Source organism: Rhodoferax sp. BAB1 (assembly GCF_013334205.1).
Taxonomy (GTDB): Bacteria; Pseudomonadota; Gammaproteobacteria; order Burkholderiales; family Burkholderiaceae_C; genus Hylemonella.
Genome location: NZ_CP054424.1, coordinates 2,345,943 through 2,370,045 on the forward strand (window position 1 = coordinate 2,345,943; position 24,103 = coordinate 2,370,045).

Annotated in this window: 31 protein-coding genes and 1 pseudogene; 21 read left to right on the top strand and 11 right to left on the bottom strand. The window is 66.8% G+C overall.

Annotation, left to right across the window (positions count from 1 at the left end):
- Positions 1 to 82: 82 nt before the first annotated feature.
- Positions 83 to 1,174, bottom strand: coding sequence for a DUF2157 domain-containing protein (locus HTY51_RS11155; protein ID WP_174252809.1), 1,092 nt, complete (start codon positions 1,172 to 1,174; stop codon positions 83 to 85).
- Between the two features lie 69 nt (positions 1,175 to 1,243).
- Here HTY51_RS11155 and HTY51_RS11160 point away from each other — a divergent pair, with 69 nt between their 5' ends.
- The 9 genes and pseudogenes from HTY51_RS11160 to HTY51_RS11200 all read left to right on the top strand — a co-directional run bounded on the left by HTY51_RS11160 (position 1,244) and on the right by HTY51_RS11200 (position 7,054).
- On the top strand, positions 1,244 to 3,331 hold the full coding sequence (locus tag HTY51_RS11160; protein WP_174252810.1) for a glutamine--tRNA ligase: 2,088 nt from the start codon (positions 1,244 to 1,246) through the stop codon (positions 3,329 to 3,331).
- A gap of 3 nt (positions 3,332 to 3,334) precedes the next feature.
- On the top strand, positions 3,335 to 3,820 hold the full coding sequence (locus HTY51_RS11165; protein ID WP_174252811.1) for a DUF6036 family nucleotidyltransferase: 486 nt from the start codon (positions 3,335 to 3,337) through the stop codon (positions 3,818 to 3,820).
- On the top strand, positions 3,817 to 4,005 hold the full coding sequence (locus HTY51_RS11170; RefSeq protein WP_174252812.1) for a hypothetical protein: 189 nt from the start codon (positions 3,817 to 3,819) through the stop codon (positions 4,003 to 4,005). The genes HTY51_RS11165 and HTY51_RS11170 overlap by 4 nt, the downstream gene beginning before the upstream one ends.
- Positions 4,006 to 4,027: 22 nt before the next feature.
- Positions 4,028 to 4,399 (top strand): annotated as a pseudogene (locus tag HTY51_RS11175) (hypothetical protein); the annotation flags it as partial.
- 49 nt (positions 4,400 to 4,448) lie between these two features.
- Complete coding sequence (locus HTY51_RS11180; RefSeq protein ID WP_174252813.1) at positions 4,449 to 5,180, top strand: hypothetical protein; 732 nt, start codon at positions 4,449 to 4,451, stop codon at positions 5,178 to 5,180.
- A 568-nt stretch (positions 5,181 to 5,748) separates the two neighbouring features.
- The gene (locus HTY51_RS11185) at positions 5,749 to 6,030 is read left to right on the top strand and encodes a DUF427 domain-containing protein (protein WP_057675205.1); all 282 of its coding nucleotides are present in this window, start codon (positions 5,749 to 5,751) and stop codon (positions 6,028 to 6,030) included.
- Between the two features lie 52 nt (positions 6,031 to 6,082).
- A complete protein-coding gene (locus HTY51_RS11190; RefSeq protein WP_174252814.1) occupies positions 6,083 to 6,316 on the top strand; it encodes an addiction module protein in 234 nt (77 codons plus the stop codon).
- Positions 6,313 to 6,612: a type II toxin-antitoxin system RelE/ParE family toxin gene (locus HTY51_RS11195; RefSeq protein ID WP_174252815.1), complete on the top strand. Its 300-nt coding sequence runs from the start codon at positions 6,313 to 6,315 to the stop codon at positions 6,610 to 6,612. The genes HTY51_RS11190 and HTY51_RS11195 overlap by 4 nt, the downstream gene beginning before the upstream one ends.
- Before the next feature lie 22 nt (positions 6,613 to 6,634).
- Positions 6,635 to 7,054 (top strand): OsmC family protein, encoded by a 420-nt coding sequence (locus tag HTY51_RS11200; RefSeq protein ID WP_174252816.1) that lies wholly within the window; start codon positions 6,635 to 6,637, stop codon positions 7,052 to 7,054.
- 27 nt (positions 7,055 to 7,081) lie between these two features.
- Here HTY51_RS11200 and HTY51_RS11205 read toward each other — a convergent pair whose 3' ends face one another.
- Positions 7,082 to 7,606 carry a hypothetical protein gene (locus HTY51_RS11205; protein ID WP_174252817.1) on the bottom strand — a complete coding sequence of 175 codons (525 nt, stop codon included), beginning with the start codon at positions 7,604 to 7,606 and terminating at the stop codon, positions 7,082 to 7,084.
- Positions 7,607 to 7,827: 221 nt separating this feature from the next.
- On the opposite strand from HTY51_RS11205, the gene HTY51_RS11210 reads away from it, so the two are divergent.
- Genes HTY51_RS11210 through HTY51_RS11220 form a run of 3 tightly spaced genes read left to right on the top strand, consistent with a single transcriptional unit; the run spans position 7,828 to position 8,689 of the window.
- A complete protein-coding gene (locus HTY51_RS11210; protein ID WP_174252818.1) occupies positions 7,828 to 8,154 on the top strand; it encodes a hypothetical protein in 327 nt (108 codons plus the stop codon).
- 14 nt (positions 8,155 to 8,168) lie between these two features.
- Complete coding sequence (locus HTY51_RS11215) at positions 8,169 to 8,411, top strand: hypothetical protein (RefSeq protein ID WP_174252819.1); 243 nt, start codon at positions 8,169 to 8,171, stop codon at positions 8,409 to 8,411.
- A gap of 29 nt (positions 8,412 to 8,440) precedes the next feature.
- The gene (locus HTY51_RS11220) at positions 8,441 to 8,689 is read left to right on the top strand and encodes a hypothetical protein (RefSeq protein ID WP_174252820.1); all 249 of its coding nucleotides are present in this window, start codon (positions 8,441 to 8,443) and stop codon (positions 8,687 to 8,689) included.
- A gap of 28 nt (positions 8,690 to 8,717) precedes the next feature.
- Here the strand turns inward: HTY51_RS11220 and HTY51_RS11225 are convergent, their stop codons facing one another.
- Positions 8,718 to 9,389 (bottom strand): SOS response-associated peptidase, encoded by a 672-nt coding sequence (locus HTY51_RS11225; protein WP_174252821.1) that lies wholly within the window; start codon positions 9,387 to 9,389, stop codon positions 8,718 to 8,720.
- A 134-nt stretch (positions 9,390 to 9,523) separates the two neighbouring features.
- On the opposite strand from HTY51_RS11225, the gene HTY51_RS11230 reads away from it, so the two are divergent.
- The 7 genes from HTY51_RS11230 to HTY51_RS11260 all read left to right on the top strand — a co-directional run bounded on the left by HTY51_RS11230 (position 9,524) and on the right by HTY51_RS11260 (position 16,235).
- Positions 9,524 to 10,153: a DUF938 domain-containing protein gene (locus tag HTY51_RS11230; RefSeq protein WP_254606863.1), complete on the top strand. Its 630-nt coding sequence runs from the start codon at positions 9,524 to 9,526 to the stop codon at positions 10,151 to 10,153.
- A gap of 52 nt (positions 10,154 to 10,205) precedes the next feature.
- Positions 10,206 to 11,444, top strand: a complete 1,239-nt coding sequence (locus tag HTY51_RS11235) for a GGDEF domain-containing protein (protein WP_174252822.1) — start codon at positions 10,206 to 10,208, stop codon at positions 11,442 to 11,444.
- Between the two features lie 141 nt (positions 11,445 to 11,585).
- On the top strand, positions 11,586 to 12,791 hold the full coding sequence (locus tag HTY51_RS11240) for a hypothetical protein (RefSeq protein WP_174252823.1): 1,206 nt from the start codon (positions 11,586 to 11,588) through the stop codon (positions 12,789 to 12,791).
- A 79-nt stretch (positions 12,792 to 12,870) separates the two neighbouring features.
- Positions 12,871 to 14,100: a diguanylate cyclase domain-containing protein gene (locus HTY51_RS11245; protein WP_174252824.1), complete on the top strand. Its 1,230-nt coding sequence runs from the start codon at positions 12,871 to 12,873 to the stop codon at positions 14,098 to 14,100.
- Between the two features lie 49 nt (positions 14,101 to 14,149).
- Positions 14,150 to 14,620: a YeeE/YedE family protein gene (locus HTY51_RS11250; RefSeq protein ID WP_174252825.1), complete on the top strand. Its 471-nt coding sequence runs from the start codon at positions 14,150 to 14,152 to the stop codon at positions 14,618 to 14,620.
- A complete protein-coding gene (locus HTY51_RS11255; protein ID WP_174252826.1) occupies positions 14,620 to 15,039 on the top strand; it encodes a DUF6691 family protein in 420 nt (139 codons plus the stop codon). The genes HTY51_RS11250 and HTY51_RS11255 overlap by 1 nt, the downstream gene beginning before the upstream one ends.
- A gap of 74 nt (positions 15,040 to 15,113) precedes the next feature.
- Complete coding sequence (locus HTY51_RS11260; protein ID WP_174252827.1) at positions 15,114 to 16,235, top strand: DUF2855 family protein; 1,122 nt, start codon at positions 15,114 to 15,116, stop codon at positions 16,233 to 16,235.
- 6 nt (positions 16,236 to 16,241) lie between these two features.
- On the opposite strand, the gene HTY51_RS11265 is transcribed toward HTY51_RS11260, so the two are convergent.
- Entirely contained in the window at positions 16,242 to 17,111 is an 870-nt protein-coding gene (locus tag HTY51_RS11265; protein ID WP_174252828.1) for a DUF3014 domain-containing protein, read from the bottom strand.
- A 156-nt stretch (positions 17,112 to 17,267) separates the two neighbouring features.
- On the opposite strand from HTY51_RS11265, the gene HTY51_RS11270 reads away from it, so the two are divergent.
- The gene (locus HTY51_RS11270; RefSeq protein ID WP_174252829.1) at positions 17,268 to 17,408 is read left to right on the top strand and encodes a hypothetical protein; all 141 of its coding nucleotides are present in this window, start codon (positions 17,268 to 17,270) and stop codon (positions 17,406 to 17,408) included.
- A 21-nt stretch (positions 17,409 to 17,429) separates the two neighbouring features.
- Here HTY51_RS11270 and HTY51_RS11275 read toward each other — a convergent pair whose 3' ends face one another.
- Together HTY51_RS11275 and HTY51_RS11280 are read right to left on the bottom strand one after the other, a co-directional pair.
- Positions 17,430 to 17,969, bottom strand: coding sequence for a hypothetical protein (locus HTY51_RS11275; RefSeq protein WP_174252830.1), 540 nt, complete (start codon positions 17,967 to 17,969; stop codon positions 17,430 to 17,432).
- A gap of 96 nt (positions 17,970 to 18,065) precedes the next feature.
- Positions 18,066 to 19,622: an alkaline phosphatase D family protein gene (locus HTY51_RS11280; protein WP_174252831.1), complete on the bottom strand. Its 1,557-nt coding sequence runs from the start codon at positions 19,620 to 19,622 to the stop codon at positions 18,066 to 18,068.
- Between the two features lie 125 nt (positions 19,623 to 19,747).
- Between HTY51_RS11280 and HTY51_RS11285 the strand changes: the two genes are divergently transcribed.
- Complete coding sequence (locus HTY51_RS11285) at positions 19,748 to 20,173, top strand: hypothetical protein (RefSeq protein ID WP_174252832.1); 426 nt, start codon at positions 19,748 to 19,750, stop codon at positions 20,171 to 20,173.
- Positions 20,174 to 20,187: 14 nt separating this feature from the next.
- On the opposite strand, the gene HTY51_RS11290 is transcribed toward HTY51_RS11285, so the two are convergent.
- The 5 genes from HTY51_RS11290 to HTY51_RS11310 are packed head-to-tail and all read right to left on the bottom strand — an operon-like array spanning position 20,188 to position 24,050.
- On the bottom strand, positions 20,188 to 20,787 hold the full coding sequence (locus HTY51_RS11290; RefSeq protein WP_174252833.1) for a hypothetical protein: 600 nt from the start codon (positions 20,785 to 20,787) through the stop codon (positions 20,188 to 20,190).
- Between the two features lie 2 nt (positions 20,788 to 20,789).
- Positions 20,790 to 21,308: a carboxymuconolactone decarboxylase family protein gene (locus HTY51_RS11295; protein ID WP_174252834.1), complete on the bottom strand. Its 519-nt coding sequence runs from the start codon at positions 21,306 to 21,308 to the stop codon at positions 20,790 to 20,792.
- Between the two features lie 14 nt (positions 21,309 to 21,322).
- Entirely contained in the window at positions 21,323 to 22,306 is a 984-nt protein-coding gene (locus HTY51_RS11300; RefSeq protein ID WP_174252835.1) for a tripartite tricarboxylate transporter substrate binding protein, read from the bottom strand.
- A 30-nt stretch (positions 22,307 to 22,336) separates the two neighbouring features.
- Entirely contained in the window at positions 22,337 to 23,158 is an 822-nt protein-coding gene (locus HTY51_RS11305; RefSeq protein WP_174252836.1) for an SDR family NAD(P)-dependent oxidoreductase, read from the bottom strand.
- A gap of 4 nt (positions 23,159 to 23,162) precedes the next feature.
- Positions 23,163 to 24,050, bottom strand: coding sequence for an amidohydrolase (locus HTY51_RS11310; RefSeq protein ID WP_174252837.1), 888 nt, complete (start codon positions 24,048 to 24,050; stop codon positions 23,163 to 23,165).
- Positions 24,051 to 24,103: the final 53 nt, after the last annotated feature.

A 24,103-nucleotide genomic window follows, 5' to 3' on the forward strand; every position in this document is an offset into this window, starting at 1 on the left:
CCTTCACCCCCCGCCCGGCTGCGAAGCGCCGGTGAAGGAGGTTACGAGATGTAACCCAGCTATTGAAGTCGCGGCTTATATATCAGCGCGGCCGCAGCCCCGCCGGCAGCCAGGCGCCCAGCCGCGCCTCGATCACCTTTTCGTGGCGCTGCCACCAGATCCCCAGTGCAATCACGGCCAGCCCCAGGAGAGTGAGCGCAAACGGAAACAGCATGCTGTCGCGGAACACCCGGTACGACAGATAACCCAGGTAACCCGCCACCCCCAGGGCCCCCAGCACGGTGAAGACCCGCCGGCCAATGGCCGCGCCCAGCAGGATCAGGCCCACGTTGATCAGCGCGTAGATCGCCTTGCCCAGCTGCGTGCCCGAATCCTGCAGGCTCAGGCCGCCCCAGAACATCAGGGCGCCGAAGATGTAGAGCCAGAAGGCAAAGTCCTGCCGCCACTCGCCGCTGGCCAGGCGGCTGCGCACGTCCACCCATAGGGCCAGCAGACAGGTGGCTATGCCGAAGACCAGGGACATGTCGCGCATGAACCGGTATTCAAAGCCGGCCTGCTGCATGAGCAGGCTGGCCACGTCCATGTACATGTACCAGACCGTCACCGCCACCGGCATCACCATGAAAGGCAGGCGATAGCGCCACAGCATCACCAGCGCGGCGGCCAGCGTGCCGAACTCCAGCGTGAGCCAGCGCCAGTCGATGTGCGTGTGATAGGCCCGGTAGCTACTGGGCCCGCCCGGCGGCCACAGGCCCAGGCCGCTTTGCAGGGCCCATAGCGCCAGCGGCACCAGGCACACCGCCAGCGTGGCCAGGATGCCGGCCGGCGTGTGCAGGCCCCGGCCCTTGAGGTGGTCCGCCACCGCCAGGCTGGCCACCAGGTAGCCCAGGGCAATGGCCAGCAGGCCCCAGTCGCCGAACTGCTGCCAGCCCAGCGTCATGAACAGCGTCATGGCGCCGATGGCCACCATACCGCCGAAGTAATACAGCACGTTGGTGAAAGAAAAGCGCGGCCCGCTGGCCAGATCGGCCGGCACCGTGGTCTGGGCCCGGGTATGCAACACCCAGCGCTCCCAGAGCAGCTTGGACTGGGTGCTGGTGATCAGGCCGTCGCGCACGGCGCCGTTCAGATCGGTCTGGGAAATGGTCACGCTCTTGCTATGCAGTTCGCTCATGGTGCCCTCCTGAGCCGGACATCCTAGCAACGCGGGCTCGCCCCGGGGGGGGCCGTCTAGAATTGCTCCATGAGCACGCCAAGAATTCCCGAAAACAAGGACAAATCCCAGGAGCCGGCCAAGGCCAGCAACTTCCTGCGCCAGATCATCGAGCACGACCTGGCCGCCGGCACCTACAGCGGCCGCCGCTGGGCCCACCAGCCGGGTGAGGCCAGCCTGCAGGAAAAAGGCCAGCCCGACCCCGCCCGCATCCGCACCCGCTTCCCGCCCGAACCCAACGGCTACCTGCACGTGGGCCACGCCAAGAGCATCTGCCTGAACTTCGGCCTGGCGCGCGACTACGGCGGCGTCTGCCACATGCGCTTCGACGACACCAACCCCGAGAAGGAAGAGCAGGAGTATGTGGACGCCATCACCGACGCGGTGAAATGGCTGGGCTTCGGCTGGGAGGCGCATGGCGACAGCCACCTGTACTACGCCAGCAACTACTTCGACTTCATGTACCGCGCCGCCGAGTACCTGGTGGAAACCGGCCACGCCTATGTGGACGAGCAGACCCCCGAGGAAATGCGCGCCAACCGTGGCGACTTCGGCAAACCCGGCACCGACAGCCCCTTCCGCACCCGCACGCCAGCTGAAAATCTGACCCGCTTCCGCGAAATGCGCGCCGGCAAGCATGCGGACGGCAGCATGGTGCTGCGCGCCAAGATCAGCATGGCCAGCCCGAATATCAACCTGCGCGACCCGGCCATCTACCGCATCCGCCGTGCCACCCACCACAACACGGGTGACGCCTGGTGCATCTACCCCATGTACTCCTTTGCCCACCCCATCGAGGACGCGCTGGAGAACATCACCCACAGCATCTGCACGCTGGAGTTCGAAGACCAGCGCCCGTTTTACGACTGGACACTGGAGCGCATCGTCCCCATCCTGCGCACGCCGCAGTTTGCGCATGCAAAAGAGCTGATCGAGAAAATCGAAGGCCAGGGCCTGGAAGCCGGCAAGGAATTTGCCCTGCACTGCCACAACCACGCCGACAAGCTCTTTGCCAGCGAGGCCGAAGCGCAGCTGCGCGCGATGTTTGCCAAGTGGGGCCACAACCCCGACGCCGTGCTGCACGACCTGCCCGCCTTCTTCGCCCTGCTCAAGAAGGACACTGCGCAGTTCACCCCCCTGCTGGCCCATGCCCTGGACGGCCAGCGCCCCAACGTCTTCCTGCTGCCGCACCAGCATGAATTCGCGCGCCTCAACCTCACCTACGTGATCACCAGCAAACGCAAGCTGGCCCAGCTGGTGACGGAAGGCCGTGTGAGCGGCTGGGACGACCCGCGCATGCCCACCATCGTCGGCCTGCGCCGCCGCGGCTACACGCCCGAGAGCATCCAGCTCTTTGCCGAACGCATCGGTGTCACCAAAGACTATTCCTGGATCGACTACTCCACGCTCGAAGGCTGCCTGCGCGAAGACCTGGAGAGCAAGGCCCACCGCGGCATGGCCGTGCTGGACCCGGTGAAACTGGTGCTCACCAACTGGGCCGAGGCCTTTGGCAGCGCCGACTACACCGAGGAATGCACCCTGCCCGCCCTGCCCCATGTGGAAGAAGGCCAGGTGGCCCCCGCGCTGCGCCGCTTCCTGATCGGCCGCGAGGTGTGGATCGAACGCGAAGACTTCGAGGAAGTGGCGCCCAAGGGCTACAAGCGTTTGTTCCCCGGCAATGTGGTGCGCCTCAAGGGTGGCTACGTGATCGAGTGCACCGGCTGCCAGCGTGATGCGGCGGGCAAGGTGACCGAGGTGCACGCCAAGGTCATCCCCGGCACCAAGAGCGGCACCCCCGGCGCCGACAGCGTCAAGGCCAAGGCCGCCATCACCTGGGTGGCCGTGGCCGACGGCGTGGCCGCCGAGGTGCGCCTGTACGACCGCCTGTTCACCGACGCGCAACCCGATGCCGGTGGCAAGGACTTCCTGGCCAGCCTGAACCCGGACAGCCTGAAGACCGTCACCGCCTATGTGGAGCCCTCACTGGCCCAGGCTGCGGCGGACGACAAGTTCCAGTTTGAGCGGCATGGCTACTTTGTGGCGGACCGCAAGGATCACCAGGCCGGCATGCCCGTCTTCAACCGGGTGACGGGCTTGAAAGACAGCTGGGGCAAATAAGCCATGTTCTACCTCGACCTTTTCTCAGCGCTGGATCGCCATAAGGTTGAGTACGTTTTGATCGGCGGTTTGGCCGTCGCCCTGCACGGGGTTGAGCGCAACACCATGGATATCGACGTGTGCGTGGTCATATCGCCCGTCAACCTGCAGCACCTGATAGAAGCCGCCAAAGAGCTGCGCCTGAGCCCCATGTTGCCAGTGCCACTGGAAACGCTCAGCGACATTGAAACCCTGAGGCAATGGCACACCCAGCGCAACCTGCAGGCCTTTTCGCTGCGCAGCGAGGACATGGCAGGCGTGACGCTGGATGTGCTGCTATTCCCCCCGGTCGACCCCGCAAGCATGTGCCAGCGCGCCTTGCAGCTCGACGTGGCGGGCGTTCCTGTCAAGCTGGCCAGCATTGACGACTTGATCGCACTCAAGCAAAGTGTGGCCAGACCCATCGACTTGGCCGACATAGAACACCTCAAACGCCTGCAAAACCCATGAGCAACAGCGCCGCCACCCCACTGCGCGACAACCGAACCTACTACGTCAGCGACGAACGCCTGCGCGCATTCGCCCAACTGAGCTACGCGCAAAGACTGCAGTGGGTGGAGCAATGCTCACAGTTTGTGAGAATGGCGCAGATGGCCAAGGCCAAGCTTGTGGCGGCTACTCCTACAAGCGCTTGAAGTGCAAATGAACGTCTCACATACGGTCAAGGCCAAGGCCGCCATCACCTGGGTGGCCGTGGCCGACGGCGTGGCCGCCGAGGTGCGCCTGTATGACCGCCTGTTCACGGATGCGCAACCCGATGCGGGCGGCAAGGACTTCCTGGCCAGCCTGAACCCCGAGAGCCTCAAGACCGTCACCGCCTATGTGGAGCCCTCACTGGCCCAGGCAGCGGCGGACGACAAGTTCCAGTTCGAGCGGCATGGTTATTTTGGCTACGGCGTAACTTCGCTGCGCGAAGTGAGCCTGCGCCGCAAGGCGCTAGCGCCTTGTGTGGCGGACCGACTGAACCATAGCAAGGGTAAGCCCGTCTTCAACCGGGTGACCGGATTGAAGGATAGTTGGGGAAAGTAAAGCCCACGCCTTAGTAGACTGCGACAACTTCCTATAGATCTTTTCAGACATGAAACCACTTAAATTCACAGTCGGTCTTCGTCCTGCAAAGTCGATGTTCCGCTTTAGTACTTGGGCAGGCTCATTGGTCGATGATTTGCTTGCATCTGCAGAGCGATCGAAAACCACCAAAGGTCTTTTCAAGACTGTAGAGCAGGCGGCCGACAAATCTCACTTCCGATTGATAGGCGAGAAACACACTTTATTCGCGGGCGTGAAAGACGTGCAGTTCTCGGTGGACTATTACGACTCAGATTCAACTCTCGACATTGACGCCGAAATCGATCGGTTCATATCGCTTTTCTCGGTTGTGAATGCAGCCTTAAAAATTCGTGATGTGCGAAGGATTGGAATAGTCTGTGAGTATCGTTTCCCATCAAAAACTGACCAACCGAGCAGAGAGCTAATCGAGAAGATCACACACTTCAAAACAGATGGATTTCCTGCGAAGTTTCAGCTTCAGTTTGAGCAACGACATCCAATCACGGCAACGACGGGCATCCCCGACTTTCGAACCGAGGATTTCTGGAACGTTCTTGAAACGTACTACGATGGGGAAGTTGATACTGATCACAGTGCCAAGCACGAGATAAACCTCATGCTTGATGTTCAGCGCTACTACGCGCCGTTGCTAGAGGAAAAAATAGACGCCGCAATTAGGGCGGTGAGCGAAAAGTACAAGAAGCAACTTGCCATCTTCCGAGAAAAAGCCAAAACTGTTGGACTAGAAAATGGCGGCTAAGAAGGGCCCTAAACGGCAGTCCGCGCCTCCAAAAGCGGCGGCTAGCCGAATAATTAGCGCCGCCGACACATCTGGGACTGTCCGCCCAAGTCGGAGTAGCCCGTCAGACGCGACAAGAATTTCTACTGATGACTACGAGTTAGGCGGAACCTACGATGTAGGAACCGAATTAGAACCGGGAAAATATTCAGTCGAGCCTACAAACGGCGTGGTCTCCAGATGGATAAAGCATCATTGGGAAATACTAGCTGGAATAGGCGCTGTGATCGCAACGGTTTTGGTGTTCGCAACCAGACTGGATGCCAAAGTTGATGTTCTAAGTAGCGACGTCAAAGAGGTGAAGACCTCTGTGGATAAGCTAAAAATCGACGCCGTACGTACGAGCACGCAAGTCGAACAGCTGCAACGATCAGTCGGGAGAATTGAAGACCAGCGCACTCAACAAAAACGATGATCCCACGTGCGTCACAGGTGATTCCGGAGTTGGCTTTTATTTCAGCAAACTATTAAACGAAGAGCATGCCGGTATAGATACGAGTCCTTCGCACTTCCATAAATATTCGACATCATGAAAGCCACCTGGAACAACACCGTTATCGCCGAGAGTGACGACACCGTGCTGGTGGAGGGCAACCACTACTTCCCCGAGCACACGCTCAAGCGCGAGTACGTCACCTTCAGCAACCACAAGACCACCTGCCCCTGGAAGGGCGAGGCGCATTACTACGCGCTCATGGTCAACGGCGACATGCTGCCCGACGCCGTCTGGTACTACCCCGAGCCCAAGCCCGAAGCCCATCTGATCCAGGGCCGCGTGGCCTTCTGGAAGGGCGTGAAGATCGAGGAGTGATTTGGCCCGAATCGCTATAGTCCGGATATTGCCCGCCCGTATGGAGTCCGCCATGTCACAAACAGCCGAGTCCCTGAGCCAGCAGGCCGCCCAGTTGCCACCGGCCGAGCGCATGGAGCTGGTCGAGCGCATCCTGGACACGCTGGACACGCCGGACCCGAATCTGGACGCGCTCTGGGCCAAAGAAGCCGAGGACCGGCTGGCCGCCTATCGCCGGGGCGAGATCAGCGCACTGCCGCTGGCCGAGGTGCTGGGCAAGTACACGGTCAAAACCTCAGGCGCATGAATGTCAAGCTGCTGGCGCCCGCCCAGCACGAACTCGACGAAGCCATCGCCTGGTACGCGGCTCAGGCCCCCGGTCTGGGCGATGCCTTCCTGGTCGAGACGCTCAAGACCATTACCCTCATCACCCGTCACCCGCAAGCCTGGCATCCCTTGAGCCCGCAGACACGGCGTTGCCGGCTCAGTCGCTTTCCGTACAGCGTCATCTACAGTGTGGATGGCGATGATCTGCTGGTCATCGCCATTTCTCACCAGCATCGCAAGCCCGGCTATTGGCGGGGTCGGATGCAAACTACGTGACTCCGGCCAAAGCGACTTTCCCATGACCTCCGCTCCCACCAAGATGACCTTCCACGTGGAAACCCGCCGCGTGGACACCCACAGCAGCCGCGCCACCTGCAAGCAGGCCGAGATCGCGCTGGACACCGACCTGGCCGGCAACCCCGCGGCCTTCAACCCGGCCGAGCTGCTGCTGGCCGCGCTCTCGGCCTGCATGGTCAAGGGCATCGAGCGGGTGGTGCCCATCCTGAAGTTCCAGCTGCGCAGCGTGGAGGTGGTGGTGGACGGCGTGCGCCAGGACGTGCCGCCCAAGATGGAGAGCATCCGCTACGAGATCATCGTGGACACGGACGAGAGCGAGCAGCGCCTGGCCCTGCTGCACGAGAACGTGAAGAAGTACGGCACGGTCTTCAATACCGTGGCGCCGGGCACGGACCTGGCGGGCACGCTGCGCCGCAAGTGAAGGCGCGCGCTGTGAGCCGGCTCAGGCTCAGTCCAGAGGCGGCGCCTGCAAGGCTGCCAGGTAGGTCTCCAGCCGCCACCGCTGCTGCTGCTCATGCAGCTGCGGGAGATGGATGGAAAACTCGGCCAGGTCCAGCGCGGCGGCTTCTTCCCGGAAGCGTTCACGCAACGCCATCATCTCGGCACCCAGTTGCGCGCGGGCCCGCTCCACGGCGCGTTGCGCCGCCTGGCGCAGCGCCTCGTCTGAGGGATTCTTGCGCAGGGCTACGGAGGCATTGCGCAGCAGCACCAGCGCACCCTGCACGGAGCCGGCCTGGCCCAGCGCGGCGATCAGGCAGCGGCGGCCGTCGGCGGTGAAATCGATGCTGCGGGTGGCCGGGTTGTCGACGCGCTGCGCGTCGCAGACCCGGTAGCGGGCCTCGTCCTGCTGCTCCTGCGCCTGGCGCCGTGCCAACCATGTGTCGGCCGACGTTGGATGGCCCGCCGTATCGGACCACGCGGGCCCACCCGCGGCCAGCGCGGCGGCAGTGACTAACAGGGCGGTGAACTTCATGATGTGCTCCTCCAGAGGCTTATGGAGGCAGTATGGGCAGCCTGCGCGCATCTGGCATCCCCCCGCGCGTGCGTAGTTCACGCTTCGCTGCGATAGCGATGCGAACTATTACCGCTTTGGCGCGGTGCCGTGGTTTTCTGCAGAAAAGCGGCCGCAGCACGCGCCGCTACCGTGGCTTGCGGCCCGCATCAATAATGGCGGGCATCCACCGCCCCTGCACCATGGCCCGCCGCCCCCACTACCACGTCTACGTCATCGAGCTGTCGAAGGACGTGCTGTTTGAAACCAGGTTCAAAAAGAACAACCCCAACTACGTGGACGGCAAGCCCTGTGTCTACGTGGGCATGACGGGCCTGGACCCGGATGTGCGTTTCGACAAGCACATGGCCGGCATCCAGGCCAACAGCTATGTGACGAAATACGGCCTGCGCCTGCTGCCCGATCTGTACGAGGGCTTCAACCCCATGCGCTACGACGACGCCGTGGACAAGGAAATCGAGATCGGCATCGACCTGCGCTCGGCCGGTTTCGGGGTCTGGCAGGCTTGAGCTGACGAACATCCATGAGCACCTTCACCCTGCGCCCCGTCAACCCGGACGTCTACAGCGTGCACGCACCCGATGGCGTGCACATAGGCAACCTCAAGCGCATCGGCGCGGTCTGGAAGTTCAAGGCCATCGGTTACGACGCCGCGGGCCAGCTGGTCCCCGGGGGCGGGCCCTATACCGACAGGCACAACACCGCGTTCAGTGTGCCGGACGCCAGGGAGCTGAGCGCCAGATTGAACGACCCGCCCCTGGGCTAAGCTCGCGGCCTGATACACAAGGAAGCACCATGAAAAAACTCAAGGTCCAGATCAATCTGGAGATGACCGTGCCCGGCGACTGGGAGCTGGTCCAGACCTCCGAGGGCACGCCCGTGCTGAAGCTGCCCAACGGTCAATTCCTGGACCTGGCGATCGAGCCCCTGTTTGCCGACGACCCCGAAGACACCTGGCGCAGCACGGACAGCGACGAGGCGCTGAACGACATCCTGGACATGGTGGAGAGCGAAGAAGTCAGCTACGAGTTCGTGACGCACTGAGGCCTCTGCCCCTGCGCGGGCGTGAGGCTCAGCGTTTTTTCTCGACCGGGTTGGCCAGGAGCTGCTGAGCCGGGTAGGCCCGCAGGAACTCCCGCGCCTTCTCCACGGGGGCGCCCAGCCAGGCGTCCCAGGCGCCTTCGTTCAGGATGACCGGCATGCTCTTGTCGCTGCCGGGCTGCTGGTAGCGGTGCATCAGGGCGTGGCTGTTGGCGTTCACCGTGAGCAGGGTGTAGCTGACGATGACCTCACCCTCGGCGCCGCTCCAGCGCTCCCACAGGCCGGCCACACCCATGGGCTTGCCGTCCACCCGGGCGATGCGGGTGGGCACGGCCTTGCCGCTGCGCCAGTCGTCCTCCAGGAAGGCCGTCATGGGCACGATGCAGCGCTGCCCGGCCAGCCAGGCCTCGCGGAAGTTGCTGGAGGTGCTCACGGTGTCGGCACGGGCGTTGACCAGCTTGGTGGAGCGCAGCTTGGCGTCCGAGGCCGACTTGACCCAGCGCGGCACCAGGCCGAACTGCCCGGCCACCAGCTCGCGCGGGGCCCGGGACTCTGCCGCCGGCTCCTGGTCCGCCACGGGACGGATGAAGACCCCCGGCTGGCGCGGCCAGATCTCGCGCCCTACGGGCGGCAGGGGGGCGGCCACGTTGAAGGCCTCGGGGTACAGCGCGGCGTTGGACACGCTTTCGTAATGGGAACTCATGCGCGATGCTAGCGCAGTGCGGTCCGGGCAGGCCGGCGACGGGCACGATTCGAGAGTACACCCCATGTTCATGGGAAGCCCGGGCGGCCGCTTGCTGGCACCATGCGTCTCTCCCCGGATCTTCTCCCTGTGCCATGATGGAAATCGCCATGACCATGAATGAACTCGCCTTCAGCGCCGCGGCCGAGCGCAACAAGCAGCCCATCCTGGAGGTGCTGCGCACGCTGCTGCCCGAGGAGGGCCATGCGCTGGAGATCAGCTGCGGCACGGGCCAGCACGTGGCCTGGTTCGCCGCGCACCTGCCGCTGTGGACCTGGCAGCCCACGGACCTGACGGCCGATCTCTTTCCCGACATCATGGTGCGCATCACCGAGGCGCGGCTGGTCAACGTGCAGCCGCCGCAGCTGCTCAACGTGCTGTCCGACGCCTGGCCCATCGGGCACGAGCCGCAGGACCTGATCTACAACGCCAACATGCTGCACATCGCACCCTGGGCCTGCTGTGCCGGGCTGATGCGCGGCGCGGCGCGCCTGCTGGCGCCGGGCGGGCGGCTGGTGACTTACGGTCCCTATCTGGAGGACGAAGTACCCACTTCGGAGGGCAACCTGAAGTTCGATGCCACGCTGCGCGCGCAGAACCCGGACTGGGGCATCCGGCGCCGCGAGGACGTGGAAGACCAGGCACGCGCTGCCGGCCTGCGGCTCGCGGTACGCCACAGCATGCCGGCCAACAACCTGCTGCTGGTCTGGCAACGGTCCGACTGACACCCGGCGGGCGCTGTCCGTTCGGCGTAAGCACGCCACCGATAATGAAAGAGTGGAAACTACAGAATTCGTCGTCTGGTCCGCCATGCTGGGAGCTCTGCTGACCCTGGCGGCGGTGGCCACGGCCAATGCCCTGGCCACCCGCAACATCAATTCCCTGCGGTACCTGGTGTTCGTGGTCGTCACCGGCGCCAGCAGCCTGGTGCGCACCGGCCTGCCCGAGACGCTGTTCCCCGGCCTGCCCGAGGACTGGCTGAACCTGCTCAAGGTCTGCACGGGGCCGCTGAGTGCGTCCCTGGTGCTGTATTACCTGGGGATCTGGCTGGGCGGCGCCGAGGTGGATCCGGTCACGCACCGCCTCACCACCTGGGGCTCCACCGCCATGCTGCTGACGGCGCTGCTGCTGGGCGCCCTGCTTCTGGCCGGCGCGGACATCCACCAGATGCTGCATGCCACCGCGGTCGCCACCGTGATCGCCGTGCTGCTGGGCCTGGCCACATCGATCCGGGCGGCGCTGCTGGGCGACCCGCTGGCCCCCTGGGTGGTGCTGGCCGGTATCTGCCTGGTCATCGAGGTGCTGGGGCTGTGGGTGCGCAGCCTGAACGTGCGGGGCTTCGGCCTGGGCACCTGGATCCTGACGGCGGTGTGCACGGTGGCCTATTTCCTGGTCGGCTCCATCGTGGTCATCAAGCGCATCCGGCAAAGCCGGGAGCTGGACCGCCTGGCCTCGCTGCAGGCCCGCACCGACCCGGCCACGGGCCTGCCCACCGGCTCCCTGCTGCTGGCCGAGGTGGCGCACACCTTCTGGCGCACGGCCCGCCTGAACGGTGAATGCACGGTGGTCTGCCTGCGCCTGAACCATCTGTATGCGCCCGCTGAAGCGGGCGGGCCGCAGGCGGAGCAGCAGATCCTGGCGGGCATGGCCGCGCGCATCCGCCGCGCGGCCGGTTTTCGCTGCGTGGTGGGGCTGTACCACCCGCGCTGTTTCGTGGTGGTGATCTCCGCCTTCCAGCGCCGCCAGTACGTCAGCCTGACGGTGACGCGCCTGCGCGCCCTGGCCACGCAGCCCCTGCCCGTGGTGGGCCCGGACGGCAGCACCCGGGATTTCTGGCCGCGCCTGGGCCTGGGGGTCGTCACGCTCAACGCGGCCCACGCCGACCCCATGGACGTCATCAACGATGCCGAGCGGCTGGCCCTGGGGCCGCCCACCCGGGACGGCATGCCGGAAGACGAGATCATGACCATCCCCGGCAACAGCCTGGGCATCACCACGAGACCGGCCGCGCTCTGAGCCGCCGGGTCCCCCCGGGGCTACCGCCTGCCGGCCCACGGCCCGCTGCTGCGGTTTTCATAGCAACGATTCTTCTGCGGCTTGCCAATTCCTTCACGCTGCAGCCTCGCCAGGGCGTGGCCGAATGACGATAATCGGCGCATGAACATGGCAGAGCACACCGTCTGGGCCGTCATGACCGGCGGGCTGTTGTCGCTGGTCCTGCTGGCCGGCGCCGATACCGTGGTGACACGCACCCTGGGCGCCGTGCGCAACATGCTGCTGATCTTCGCAATCAGCAGCGCCTGCATCTTCCTCTCCGGCCTGCCCGAGACGCTGTTCCCCGGCCTGCCGGTGCGCCTGATGATGGCGCTCAAGGCCGGCTTCGGCCTGCTGAGCAGCGCCCTGGGCTTGCGCCTGCTGGGCATCTGGACCGGCGGTGACCGCGAAGACCACCTGATCTACCGCCTCACCGTCTGGGGCGCCTACGGCATGCTGATCGCGTCGATGGTGATGGCGGTGCTGGCCACACTGGTGCCGGTCCAGGACTTCCACGGCCTGCTGATGCTGACGGCGGGCCTCAACGCGATAGCGGTGGTGCTGTGCATGGTGATCGCCGTGCGCGCCGCCGTGCTGGGTGACCCGCTGGCGCGCTGGCTGGTGCTGGCCTGCCTGCTGCTGACGGCCCTGATGGCAGGCCTGTACCTGCATGTGCTGAAGGTGCCGGGCCTGGGCCTGGGCTCGCGCATCCTCACCGCCAGCAGCGCGGTGCTGTTCGTGCTGATCGTGATGGTGCTGATCATCGTGCGCAACCGGCAACTGCGCCAGCTGGCGCGGCTGTCGCGCCTGGAGATGGGCTGGGACCCGGTCACCGGCCTGCCCACCGGCGCCAAGCTGCTGAGCGAGGTGGAACACGCTTTCTGGCGCACCGGCCGACTGCACGGCCAGTGCATCGTGGTGGGCCTCTACCTGAGCAATCTGTACGAACTGGGCGATACGCTGGGCCGCGCCAGCGACCACCAGATCCTGGCCGCCACGGCCGCACGCATCCGCCGCGCCGCCGGCTTTCGCTGCGTGGTCGGCGTCTACCACCCGCGCTGTTTCATCGTGGTGTTCTCCATCGACCGCAAGCGCACCTTCAACGATGCCATCATCGCCCGCCTGCTGGGCCTGGTGACGCAGCCGCTGCAGGTGGTGGGCAACAAGGCACAGCGCCTGCCCTTCGTGCCGCAGGTGGGCATCGCCCTGCGCACGGTGCTGCCCGACCAGGCCGTGCCGCAGGAGGTGATCGACGCGGTGGAGCACGAAGCCATGGAGCAGGTGCGCCGGCCTGTGGCCGCCGACGACCGGGTCGACACGGCCTGGTGAACCGGCCGGCAAAGCCCCGGGGCGGGAAACGTGAATAAATCACGAAACACAGGCCCTGCGGCCGCCCCATAATCGCGGGATGCCCATTTCCGAAGTTGCCGTCTGGTCCGCCATGCTGGGGGGTCTGCTGACCCTGACCTCCTTGAGCCTGGCCGACGTCCTGCTCAACCGCAAGCTGGGCTCGCTGCGCAACCTGCTGTTCGTGGTGATTGCCGGGACGAGCTGCGTGGTGATGACCGGCCTGCCCGAGGCGCTGTGGCCCCAGCTCTCCATGAAGCTGCTGCAGGTGCTCAAGGGCAGCCTGGGGCCGCTGGCCGGCGCCCTGGCCCTGTACTACCTGGGCATCTGGATGGGCGGCAGCCGCGAGGACCGCACGGTCGGCCGCATCACCACCTGGGGCGCCGGCGCCCTCTTCCTGGCCGCCATCGTGCTGGCCGTGCTGGTGGCGCGCACCCCCTCCGGGGACTTCCCGCAACTGCTGCTGGCCACGGCCATCGTCAACATGGCCGCAGCGGTGCTGGGCCTGATCGCCACCCTGCGCGCCGCCACCCTGGGCGACCCGCTGGCGCGCTGGATGGTGCTGGCCTGCCTGCTGCTGGCGGGCCTGGTGACCGGCCTGTACCTGCGCGGGCTGAACGTGCCGGGTTTCGGCCTGGGCACCTGGATCGTCACGGCCGTGCTCACGGTGCTGTATTTCCTGGCCTGCAGCGTGCTGGTCTTCGTGCGCAACCGCCAGCAACGCCAGCTCACGCGCCTGTCGCGCCTGCAGGTCGGCGCCGACCCGGCCACCGGCCTGCCCACCGGCTCGGTGCTGCTGTCCGAGGTGGAGCATGCCTTCTGGCGCACGGCCCGGCTGCACGGCAACTGCACCGTGGTCTGCCTGCACCTGGGCAACCTCTATGAGCTGGGCCAGGCAGCCGGCCACGGGGTGGAACACCAGATCCTGGCGGCGATGGCTGCGCGCATCCGCCGCGCGGCAGGTTTCCGCTGCGTGGTGGGCCTGTACCACCCGCGCTGTTTCGTGGTGGTGATCTCCACCGACGCGCACGATTCCTTCGTGAGCGAGACGGTGGCCCGCCTGCGCTCCACCGTGGGCCGGCCGCTGATGGTGGTGGGGCGCGACCAGAGCCGCCACGATTACACGCCCCAGCTGGGCGTGGGCATCGTCACGCTGACGCATCCGTCCGATGCCGTGCCGCTGGACGTGCTCAACGAGGCCGAACGCCAGGCCCTGGGCACGGAAGGCGGCAGCACCACCACGCCGCCCTCCGTCCAGCCCTCCCAGGACACGATCGACACCGCCTGGTAAGAGCCTGTTCACGGTCTCGCAGGGGCCGCGGCGCGGATAATGCCGTGCCATGAGCTTCATCACACCTCTTTTCCCCCTGGGCTGGACCCACTACCTGCTGGGCGGCCTGCTGATCGGCCTGGGCACGTCCCTGCTTTTTCTTTTCACCGGCCGCATCGGCGGCATGAGCACGGTGTTTTCCAGCAGCTGGTCCTGGCTGGTCCACCGGCCGTTTTTCCAGCAACCGCGTTTCGTGGACAGCCGTGGCTGGCGTCTAGTCTACGCGGCCGGGCTGATCGTCGGCGCGCTGGTGTGGTGGCTGGGTTTTGCCGGTGGTGCCGCGCAGGACACGCAGGTGCCGGCCTGGCAGCTGGGGCTGGGCGGTTTTCTCGTGGGTTACGGCGCGCGGCTGGGCAATGGCTGCACCTCGGGCCACGGCATCTGCGGCCTGGGTTCGCTGCAACTGCCTGCGCTGGGCGCGGTGCTGACCTTCATGGCCACGGCCTTCCTGACGGCCAACCTGGCGGCGAGGTTCCTGTGATGCAGACCAGCAAGTTCAAGAGCGCGCTGGCCACGCTGGCGGCGGGCGCCCTGTTCGGCTTCGGCCTCTCGTATTCCACCATGGTGAAACCCGAGGTGGTGCTGAGCTTCCTGCGCTTCCAGGACGGGGGCCTGATGCTGGTGCTGGGGGGCGCGGTGCTGGTGACGCTGCTGGCTTACCAGGTGCTGCCCCGCTTCATCAAGCGCCCGCTGCTGGGCGGCTACTTCCACACCCATCCCAGCAACTGGAACCGCGATACCGCCATGGGTGCCGCGCTGTTCGGCGTGGGCTGGGGCCTGTGCGGCGTGTGCCCCGGCCCGGCAATTGCCGGCCTGGGCACGGGCAACTGGGACCTGCTGTGGGCGCTGGGCGGCATCGCCCTGGGTGCACTGGCGCAGGGGCTGCGGGCCCGGGCCTGAACCCGCAGCCATCGCCTGGGTGACAGCGGCGCGGGCCGGCTGCAGGCATGCTGGGGCCTTCATAAGGAAACGCCATGAATGCCCCTGCGACCCGTTTCTGCGTCAGCCGCACTGACCTGCACACCACCCGCCTGCTGCCCGACCCCGACGCCCCGGCCGCACGGACCCTGGCCGAGGGCGAAGTCCGCCTGCGGGTGCAATCCTTCGCGCTGACGGCCAACAACATCACCTACGCCGCCTTCGGCGACAAGATGAAGTACTGGCAGTTTTTCCCCAGCGGGGCCGAGGGCTGGGGCTGCATTCCGGTCTGGGGCTTTGCCGAGGTGGTGGAGTCGCGTAACGCGGACGTGGCCACCGGCCAGCGCGTCTATGGCTACCTGCCCATGGGCCACCACCTGGTGGTGCAGGCAACCCGCGTGAACCCGCGTGGTTTCATGGACGGCGCAGCACACCGGCGCGAGCTGGCCTCGGTCTACAACCAGCTGGTGTACTGTGCCGCGGACCCGGCCTACGACCCGGCGCTCGAAGGCCAGCAGGCCGTGCTGCGGCCGCTGTTCACCACCTCCTTCCTGATCGACGATTTCATGGCCGAGCAGGATTTTTTCGGTGCGGACCAATTGCTGCTGTCCAGCGCATCGAGCAAGACGGCCTACGGCACGGCCTTCTGCCTGGCGCGCCGCAGCGGTGGCCCCACGGTGCGCGGACTCACCTCGGCCGGCAACCTGGACTTCACGCGCGGGCTGGGTTGTTATGGCGAGGTGCTGCGCTACGAGGATGTGACGACCCTGGACCCGGACCTGCCCACGGTCTACATCGACTTCGCGGGTGATGCCGGCCTGCGCCGCGCGATCCACGGGCATTTCGGCCCGGCCTTGAAGTACAGCTGTTCGGTCGGCGGCAGCCACTGGGAAGCGCTGGGCGGGGCCGGCGGCCTGCCCGGGCCGCGGCCCGAGCTGTTTTTCGCCCCGGCCCAGGGCAAGAAGCGCAGCGCACCACCGCCCGAGGGCTGGGGCGCGGCGGGTTTCGAAGAGCGCCTGGGTGAGGCCTGGGCGGCCTTGATGCGCAAGGTGAACGACCCCGCGCACCCCTGGCTCGTGATCCACACCGACCGGGGCGCCGAGGCCCTGAGCGCGGCCTACCAGCAACTGCTGGCCGGGCGCAGCGATCCGCGCACCGGGCTGATGCTGACGTTGTAAGACCCGTCAGGGCTTGATGGCCGGCGGCAACTCGGCCTTGGTCAGCAGCTTGCGGATGTCGAGCAGCTTGACCCGCAGACGGCGGTGGTTGGCCGGGCCGGTGCGCAGCAGCATCTTCTGCCCCGCGGCCAGGGACTGCAGCCGCTCGTCGGCGAACTCGTAGCGGGTCCAGGGACGCTCGGAGGCGATGGGGCCCTTCACGTCCACCAGGGCCACGGCCAGCGGGCCTTCGACCACCGGGGTGCTCAGCAGCTGGTCGATGACAGCGACCAGGCGGTCGTTGAAATAGGCCTTGGGATAACCCAGCTCCACATAAGCCTGCTGGAACAGGGGGTAGAGCGCGGCATACAGCTGCACGGCCTTGCGGCTGTCCACCGATTCGATGAACTGCACCAGGGGCACGTAACGCTGCCCGTTGTCGGGGTTGATGATCTCGCCCTCGCCCTGCTTGAGCGTGGCAAAACGCCCGGAGGTAGGGTGCACGGGCCACATGCTGGGGGCGGCGTGCTCGCGGCCCAGGTTGTCCACGGTGGCAACCGCGCGGCGCACGAAGCTCTCCAGCAGCACGAAAGTCTGCACGTTCTTGCGGCCCACCAGGGCGTTGAGCTCCTGCTGCAGGCGTGCGTCGGACTGGCCCAGGGCGGGCAGGGGCTTGGGCGCCGGCTCGACGGTCTCGATGGCCTGCACCGGATGGCGGATGGGGTCGTTGGACGGCACGGGCGTGACCGTGAGTTCGGCGGCGCCGCTGACGGGCCGGGTGATGGGCACCGGCTGGGGCACGGGCGGGGCCGGCTGGGGCCAGACCAGCCAGGCGATGAGACCGACCAGCGCGACGGTGACCAGGAAGGCCAGGGCGATTCTGCTGCTTCTGTTCATGGGAGAAGACCAAGGCAGGGTTGGGAGAAGGCCATGCTAGCACCAGGCCACGGCGGCACCAAGAGATGTGCGTGTCCAGTTGTAAAGACAGCGGCTTTCTGGCTTACCATGCAGGGCACCGGTGCCGGGACGGCACCACAACCCATGGAGGACCGTATGGCCAAAGGTGAACAGCGCAGCAACAAGATGGCAAAGAAACCGAAGAAAGACACTTCGCCGCCCAAGACATCCACCTCCGACCGCCCGATGCCGCCGGTCACCGCCGTCATCCCGCGCGGCAAGGACAAGAACAAGTAAGCCCGGCGGGCGGGCCGCGCCTCAGCGCTGCCGGGCGTTGGGCGGCAGCCACATCACCACGCTCCACTGCAGCGGGTTGAGGGAGCGGCTCTGGTTGGCGACGAGCAGGCCATTGGGCAGTCGCCAGTGCAGCTTGTCGTCGCGGATGCGGGGTTCGCCGTAACGCGCCACCAGGCGCATGCGCTGCCCCACGTGACGCCACCAGGGCACCTGCACGATGGCCGTGACCAGCCGCCCCTTGTTGAAAAACATCGCCAGGCCCAGGGCCGGATTGTCGTCGGCCCGGCTCAAGGCCGCATAACAGACACGCTCACCCAGGCCGTTGGCCTCGCGCGATTCGGAGATGCAGTTCAGCGGCACGCCGGCGAAGTGCTGGCGCACGGCGGCTTCGTCCATGTCGGCGGACAGCAGCTCGTAACGCATGCTGGTCTCGGGGGCCGCCTCGCGCAGGTACTGCTGGTACACATGCAGCCGCGGGTAGTTGAGCAGGAACACCAGGACCCCGAGGATGACCAGCACCGCCAGCGTGTTCTTCAGCAGAAAACCGAATTCCTTCAGCATGTGTGTTGGCCTCCCACCAACTGCAGGGCCTGTGGCCCCTGTTTTTTGATCTGTCCATGTCTGACGCCCGCCACTCTACTACGGGCGCAAGGGGTCTCAGGCCGGTGCACTGATGGCGTGGACCACCTTGGTGTAGGGGTGGGGCTCGCCCTCGACCCACCAGTTGGCCCAGTAACGGCCGCCGCCACCGGGCGCGTCCGGCTGCAGGGTGAGGAAGTTGCGGCCGGCCATGATGCAGCGGCGGGTGCCGGGAAACTCCAGCATGCGGGTGCTGATGCCGCGATCGATCTGCTCGGCGTGCCGGGCCACATGCTCCAGCACGAACACCTCGGTCGCCGTCGAGGTCGGGTGCACGATGGCGCTGCTGGTGAGCTGATTGATGACACGCGCGTGGCCAGCGCTGCCGTCTTCGCGTGTGGACTCGATGACCCCCAGCGCGGCCACATGCACGTCGCCGGAAAGGATGGTGACACGCACGCCTGCGGCGGCAGCCTGCAGCAGGCGATGGATGAGGCGCAGGCGCTCGGCCCGGTGCGGCCGGCTGCTCCAGTGGTCGCGCAGGTCGTCCTCCATCTCCTGCTGACCGGGCAATACGCCCAGCACCGTCTCGATCAACTCCAGGTTGGGATGCACCACGGGGATGCTGCTCATGACGAAGAGGTGTTTCAAACCGCCCGCGGCCTCCTGGGCGGCCAGCCAGCGGTAGACGGCGTCCCAGCTCTTCGGGCTGAGCACCTGCTCGGGCTGCAACACCCCGCCTTGCGGGTCGCCCGAACTGGGGCGACGCTCGCTGCGCATGTCCAGCACCAGCAAGCCCAGCCCGCCGATGCGCCAGGCGCTGTTGTGGTGGTCCTGCCCCGGCAGGGTGGCCGGGGGCAAGCCGCCGATGGCCTGGCGCTGGAACAGGGCAAAGGCACTGCGCGCCACCTCGAAGATGCCCTGGTAGACCGGGCAAGCGTGCTGCGCCTGCGGGTAGGAACCCCAGCCGTCCAGGATGTCGTGGTCGTCCCACATCATCACCGTGGGCAGGCGGGCCAGCATGGTGGCCACCTCGGGCTGGGACCAGCGTTCCAGGTAGAGCTGGCTGAAATAGGCTTCGACCTTGCGGCGCAGGGTGGCGTTGAAGCCGGCCTTGAGCCGCTTGTCCCAGGGCAAGGCGCTCCAGGCCTTGAGTTCGGGGATGAGGACCCACATCGCATCGCTGTAGACCTGGTCGCCGCCGAGCAGCAGCAGGTGCAGGGGGCCGTAGCGCTGGCTGTCCACGCGGTCCTCGCCCGCGTGCAGGCGGCCCAGGCGGGCCCACAGGGCGTTGGGCTGCGGGACCTTTTTCATGAGGGTCGGATCGGAAAAGCCGTTGCACGAAGCGTAGGCCAGGGCCGGCGGGGTGTCGCGCGCCGGCACGCAGAAACCGTGCTGCTCGCCGCCGATGCTGTAGGCCACGTCCTGCTCTGCCGCGGTCTGGACTACGGCGAATTCGAAGCGCCAGGCCGTGCAGGCGCTGCCCGGCACCGGGGCCTGGCTCAGCTGCACCGGCCGCCCGCCGGCGGTGAGCGCGGGCGCCGCGTCGGCGCTGTCCTGCACCCACAGGGCACTCACGCGCCACTGGCCTGCATCGCAGCCGAGGAATTGCAGGACCGGACCGAGTCGTTTCATGGCGTCTCCCTGTTTCGAGTTCGCGCGAGCTTAGCCGCTCAAGCCTGGGCCGTCATCCCCTGAACGTGGGAGGTGTCGCCATGACGCACAATCTTTCCCTATCACCCTCCTGGGAGCGATCTGCGATGAAGTACGCCCTTGCCCTTATCTGCAGCCTGCTGCTGGCGACCACCGCCCGGGCCGAGAACCCGCGCTGCATCGCCGAGTTCGAGGCCGAATCGGCACGCATCCAGCGCGAGGCCATGGCCCGCGCCCCGGCGCCGGGCAGCGATCAAGAGACGCAACGGCAGTTCATGGCGCCCATCCATGCCGCGCTGGAAGCCGCAGGAGCAAAGGCTCGCGCCTGCGAGGAAGCCAGCCGGCCCAGGCCTGGCAGCCCGGCCGCGCAGGCCGCCACAGCCCGCGCACAGCAGTGCACGGATACGGCGCAGCGGGAACTCGATCAGATCAAGCTGCCGCCCAGACCCAGCTTCGAGCAGCAGCGTGCCTACCGCGAGGCGGAGACCCGCATCCTGGACGCCCGCATGGACTGCCTGCGCCGGGCGCGCTGAGGAAAATCCTTCGATCAGCCCAGCGCGCGGAACATGGTGCGCCGGGTGTTGGTGAAGTGCGGGCGCACGATATCGCTCCAGGCCGTGCCGCGCACGGCCAGCCAGGGCGGCGAGCCCAGCACCTGCTCGGACACCAGGTCATAACAGGCCAGCGAGAGCGGGCCCTGGTCGTGGTTGTAATAACGCTGGGCCAGGATGCAGCCCGGCACGGCGGCCAGGCCGGGCATGTGCTCCTGGTCGTACCAGCGCTCCAGCTCGGCCTGCCAACCCGCTTCCGGGTCCGTCTCGACCACGTAGTGGAAAACCGGGAGTTCCCCGTCGGCATGGCCCGGCGCGGTGAAAACCTGCTGCAGGCGCGCGACGCGGATGTCGCGCGCCGCCGGGATGCGCCTCTCCAGCGCAGCGGCCAGGGGCGGCAGGGCTTCTACGCCGAGCTGGGTGCGCTGCGGCAGGCGCGCGTAGAGATAGGTGGTCCCGTCCGGCGCACAGGCCAGGCGCTGCAGGTGCAGCCCGCTGTCGGCGCACAACTGGGCCGCGGCTGCGGCCAGACGCTCCGTGGGCGCCGGCGCCAGCGTGAACTGCAGCAGCAGGCAGTCGGTCGGCTTGGAGGCCATGTTCAATGTCCGATCTGCAGCGCCACCAGGAAACGCGACACCATGTTGTAGGCCGCGGCCGTGGCCACCAGGTCGATCTGGCCCTGGGCATCGAAGTGCTGCTTCACCTCGTCGTACAGCGCCTGCGGCACATCGATGTCGCGTGTCATGGCGTCGGTCAGGCGCAGCGCCACACGCTCGGCCGGCGACAGGGGCAGGTCGGCCGCCAGCGGCACGGCGCGCAGGCCATCGATGACCACCTGCGAAACACCGGCATTCAGCGCGTGCGGCACATGGGCGTCGAACTCGTAGGGCGCGCGATTCAGCACGGCCACGCGCAGGATGACGAGCTCGCGCAGGGCGGCGGGCAGGCTGTTGCGGTTGCGCACGGCCGAGAGCATCTGCTCCCAGCCGTGGGCGATGGGCGGGCTGTTGAGCAGCACTTGGTACAGCGGCGAGATGCGGCCGCGCTCGGCCTGGATCTGCGCCTCCTGGGCGGCGAGTTCGGGCCGGGTGCTGGGGATGACGGGAGCGATGCGCATGGGTCGGTGAAATCTCAGTCGGGTTTGATGTTCTTGGCCTTGACCACGCGGGTCCACTTGGCGGTGTCGTTCTTCAGCAGTGTGGCCAGCTGGGCCGGTGTGGACGGCGCGACTTCGGCGCCGGAAGCCTGCAGCCTGGACTTGACGGCCTCGTGCCCCAGGGTGCGGCGCACCGCCTGGTTCACGCGATCGATCTCGGCCGCGGGTGTGCCCTTGGCGGCGAACAGAGCGTACCAGTTGTCGGAGTCCACGCCGCTCACGCCCATCTCCTCGAAGGTCTTGACCTCGGGCAGCAACGGATGGCGCTTGGTCGCCGCCAGGCCGATGGCCTTGAGGCGGCCGCCCTTGATGTGGCCGATGAGGCCGGGGATGTCGCCGAAGAAGCCGTGCACGTGGCCGGCGATGACGTCGTTGATGGCCGGTGCGGCGCCCTTGTAGGGGATGTGCATGAGGTTGATCTTCGCGGCGTCGTTGAGCAGCTCCATGGCCAGGTGCGGCACGCTGCCGGTGCCGGAGGAGGCCATGCTCAGGGGCTTGCCCGGGTTCTGGCGGCTGGCGGCGACGAATTCGGCGCCGCTGTTGTAGGGCGCGTTGGCAGCGACCACCAGCACCTCGACGTTGTTGACCACCCCGGACACCGGCGTCAGGTCACGCTGCGGGTCGTAGGAGAGTTTGTCGTAGAGCGCGGGGTTGATGGCGACCGCCCCCACGCTGGTCAGCCACAGGGTCTGGCCGTCGGGGGCCGAGCGCGCGACGTACTCCGCGGCGATGGCGCCATTGGCGCCGGCCTTGTTCTCGACGATGACCTGGTGGCCCAGTTCCTTGCCCAGCTGTTCACCCAGGGTGCGGGCCACGAAGTCCACCGGGCCGCCGGGCGGGAAGGCGACGATGATGCGGGTGACCTTGGCCTGCTGGGCCAGCGCCGCCCCCGCAAAAAGCAGAGGGGCGCAGGCCAGGGCCAGCAGGCCGGCGCGACGGACGAGGTGATGGGATTTCATGGCGGTCTCCTTGTAGTGAAACTCTGGGGCTCAGTCGCAGCGCACGGACATGCCGCCGTCGACCACGATTTCGGTGCCGGTGACAAAACGCGATTCATCACAGACCAGGAAAAGCGCGGCGTTGGCCGTGTCGCGCCCGTCGCCCATGAAGGGCAGCGGGATGCGCGACTGGCGCTGCTGCAGCAGGGCCTCGACGTCGCCACCCGCGCGCTGGCCGGCCAGCCGCACCTCGACCATAGGCGTGTGCAGCTGGCCGGGCACCACGGTGTTCACGCGCAGGCCCTGCTTGGCGTACTGCACGGCCAGCACGCGCGAAAACTGGATCACACCGGCCTTGGTGGCCGCGTAGGCGATCTGTGCGGCACCGGTCCAGCGCAGGCCCGAGGTGGAGGAGATGTTGACGATGGCGCCCGCCCCCTGCGCCAGCATGTGCGGGATGACGTGCTTGCAGCTCAGGAAGACGCTTTTGAGGTTGTGGTCGATCTGCGCATCCCAGACCTCCTCGCTCATTTCCACCGGGCCGCCCTTGGCCGAGCCGCCCACGTTGTTGACCAACACGTCGATGCGGCCGAACTCGCTCATGCAGCGCGTCACGGCCTCGGCGATGGCCGCGCTTTGCGTGACGTCGCAGCCGAGACCGATGAAGCGCCCGCCGGCGGCGGTGACCAGGCGCTCGGTCTCGGCCATGCGTTCGAGGTCACGGTCCAGGCCGAAAACACACGCGCCCTCTTCGGCGAAGCGCACGGCGATGGCGCGGCCATTGCCCCAGCCGGGGCCGACCGAGCCGGCACCGGTGACGAAGGCGACCTTGCCGGCGAGGCGGCCGCTGGGGGAAGTGGAAGTCTTGTTCATGGATTCAGTGCTCGAAGCGGTAAAAGGCCTGCGGGTTGCGCACGAGCAGGAGCTCGCGTTGCGCGGCTTCGGGGGCGATGCGTGCCAGCGCGTCCACCAGGGCGCCGTCGTCGGGCACATGGGTGTGGTTGGGGTGTGGCCAGTCCGTGCCCCAGAGGCAGCGATCCGGGTAGCTCTCCAGCAGCAGGCGGGCCAGGGCCACGCCCTGCTCATAGGCCGGCGCCGCGGTAGGCTTTGAATCGATGCGGTCGATGCCGCTGAGCTTCACATGGAACAACGGGTTCGCAAGCAAGGCGTGCAGGGCTGCGAAGTCGGCATGGCCCGCCCCGAGCGTGGCGTCGACCCGGCCCATGTGGTCGATCACCACGGGCACGGCGCTGCGCGCCAGCACCGGCCCCAGGCCGTGCACCAGGCTGCTCTCGAAATGCACCTGCAGGTGCAGGCCGGCAGCCTTCAGTCGCGGCGTGAGCGCCACGACCTCGTCCACGCTGGCTGCAGCGCTCAGGTGCTTCATGAAGTTGAAGCGCACGCCGCGAAAACCCACGCCGGCCAGGCGCTGCAGTTCGCTGTCGGCCACGTTGACGGGCACCAGGGCCACACCGAGGTAGCGCCCCTGCCCGGCCTGGATCGCGTCCTCGACCACGCGGTTGTCGAAACCGTGCACGGCCGACTGCACGATCACGCAGCGGCTGACGCCCAGCTGCTCGTGCAGGGCAAACAACGTTTCCTTGGGCGCATCCACCGGCGTGAAGTTGCGCCCGGGCGCATAGGGAAAACGGCTGGCTGGGCCGAACACGTGCACGTGGGCATCGCAAGCGCCGGGAGGCAGCTGCAAGGTGGGCCGGGAGGGCTGGGTCTGGTAGGTCTGGACGAGCGTCTGGAGATTGGGCATGTCGCTGATTGTGGTGCGGCACCGCCGCTTTCAGTTCAACTATTGGTCAATAT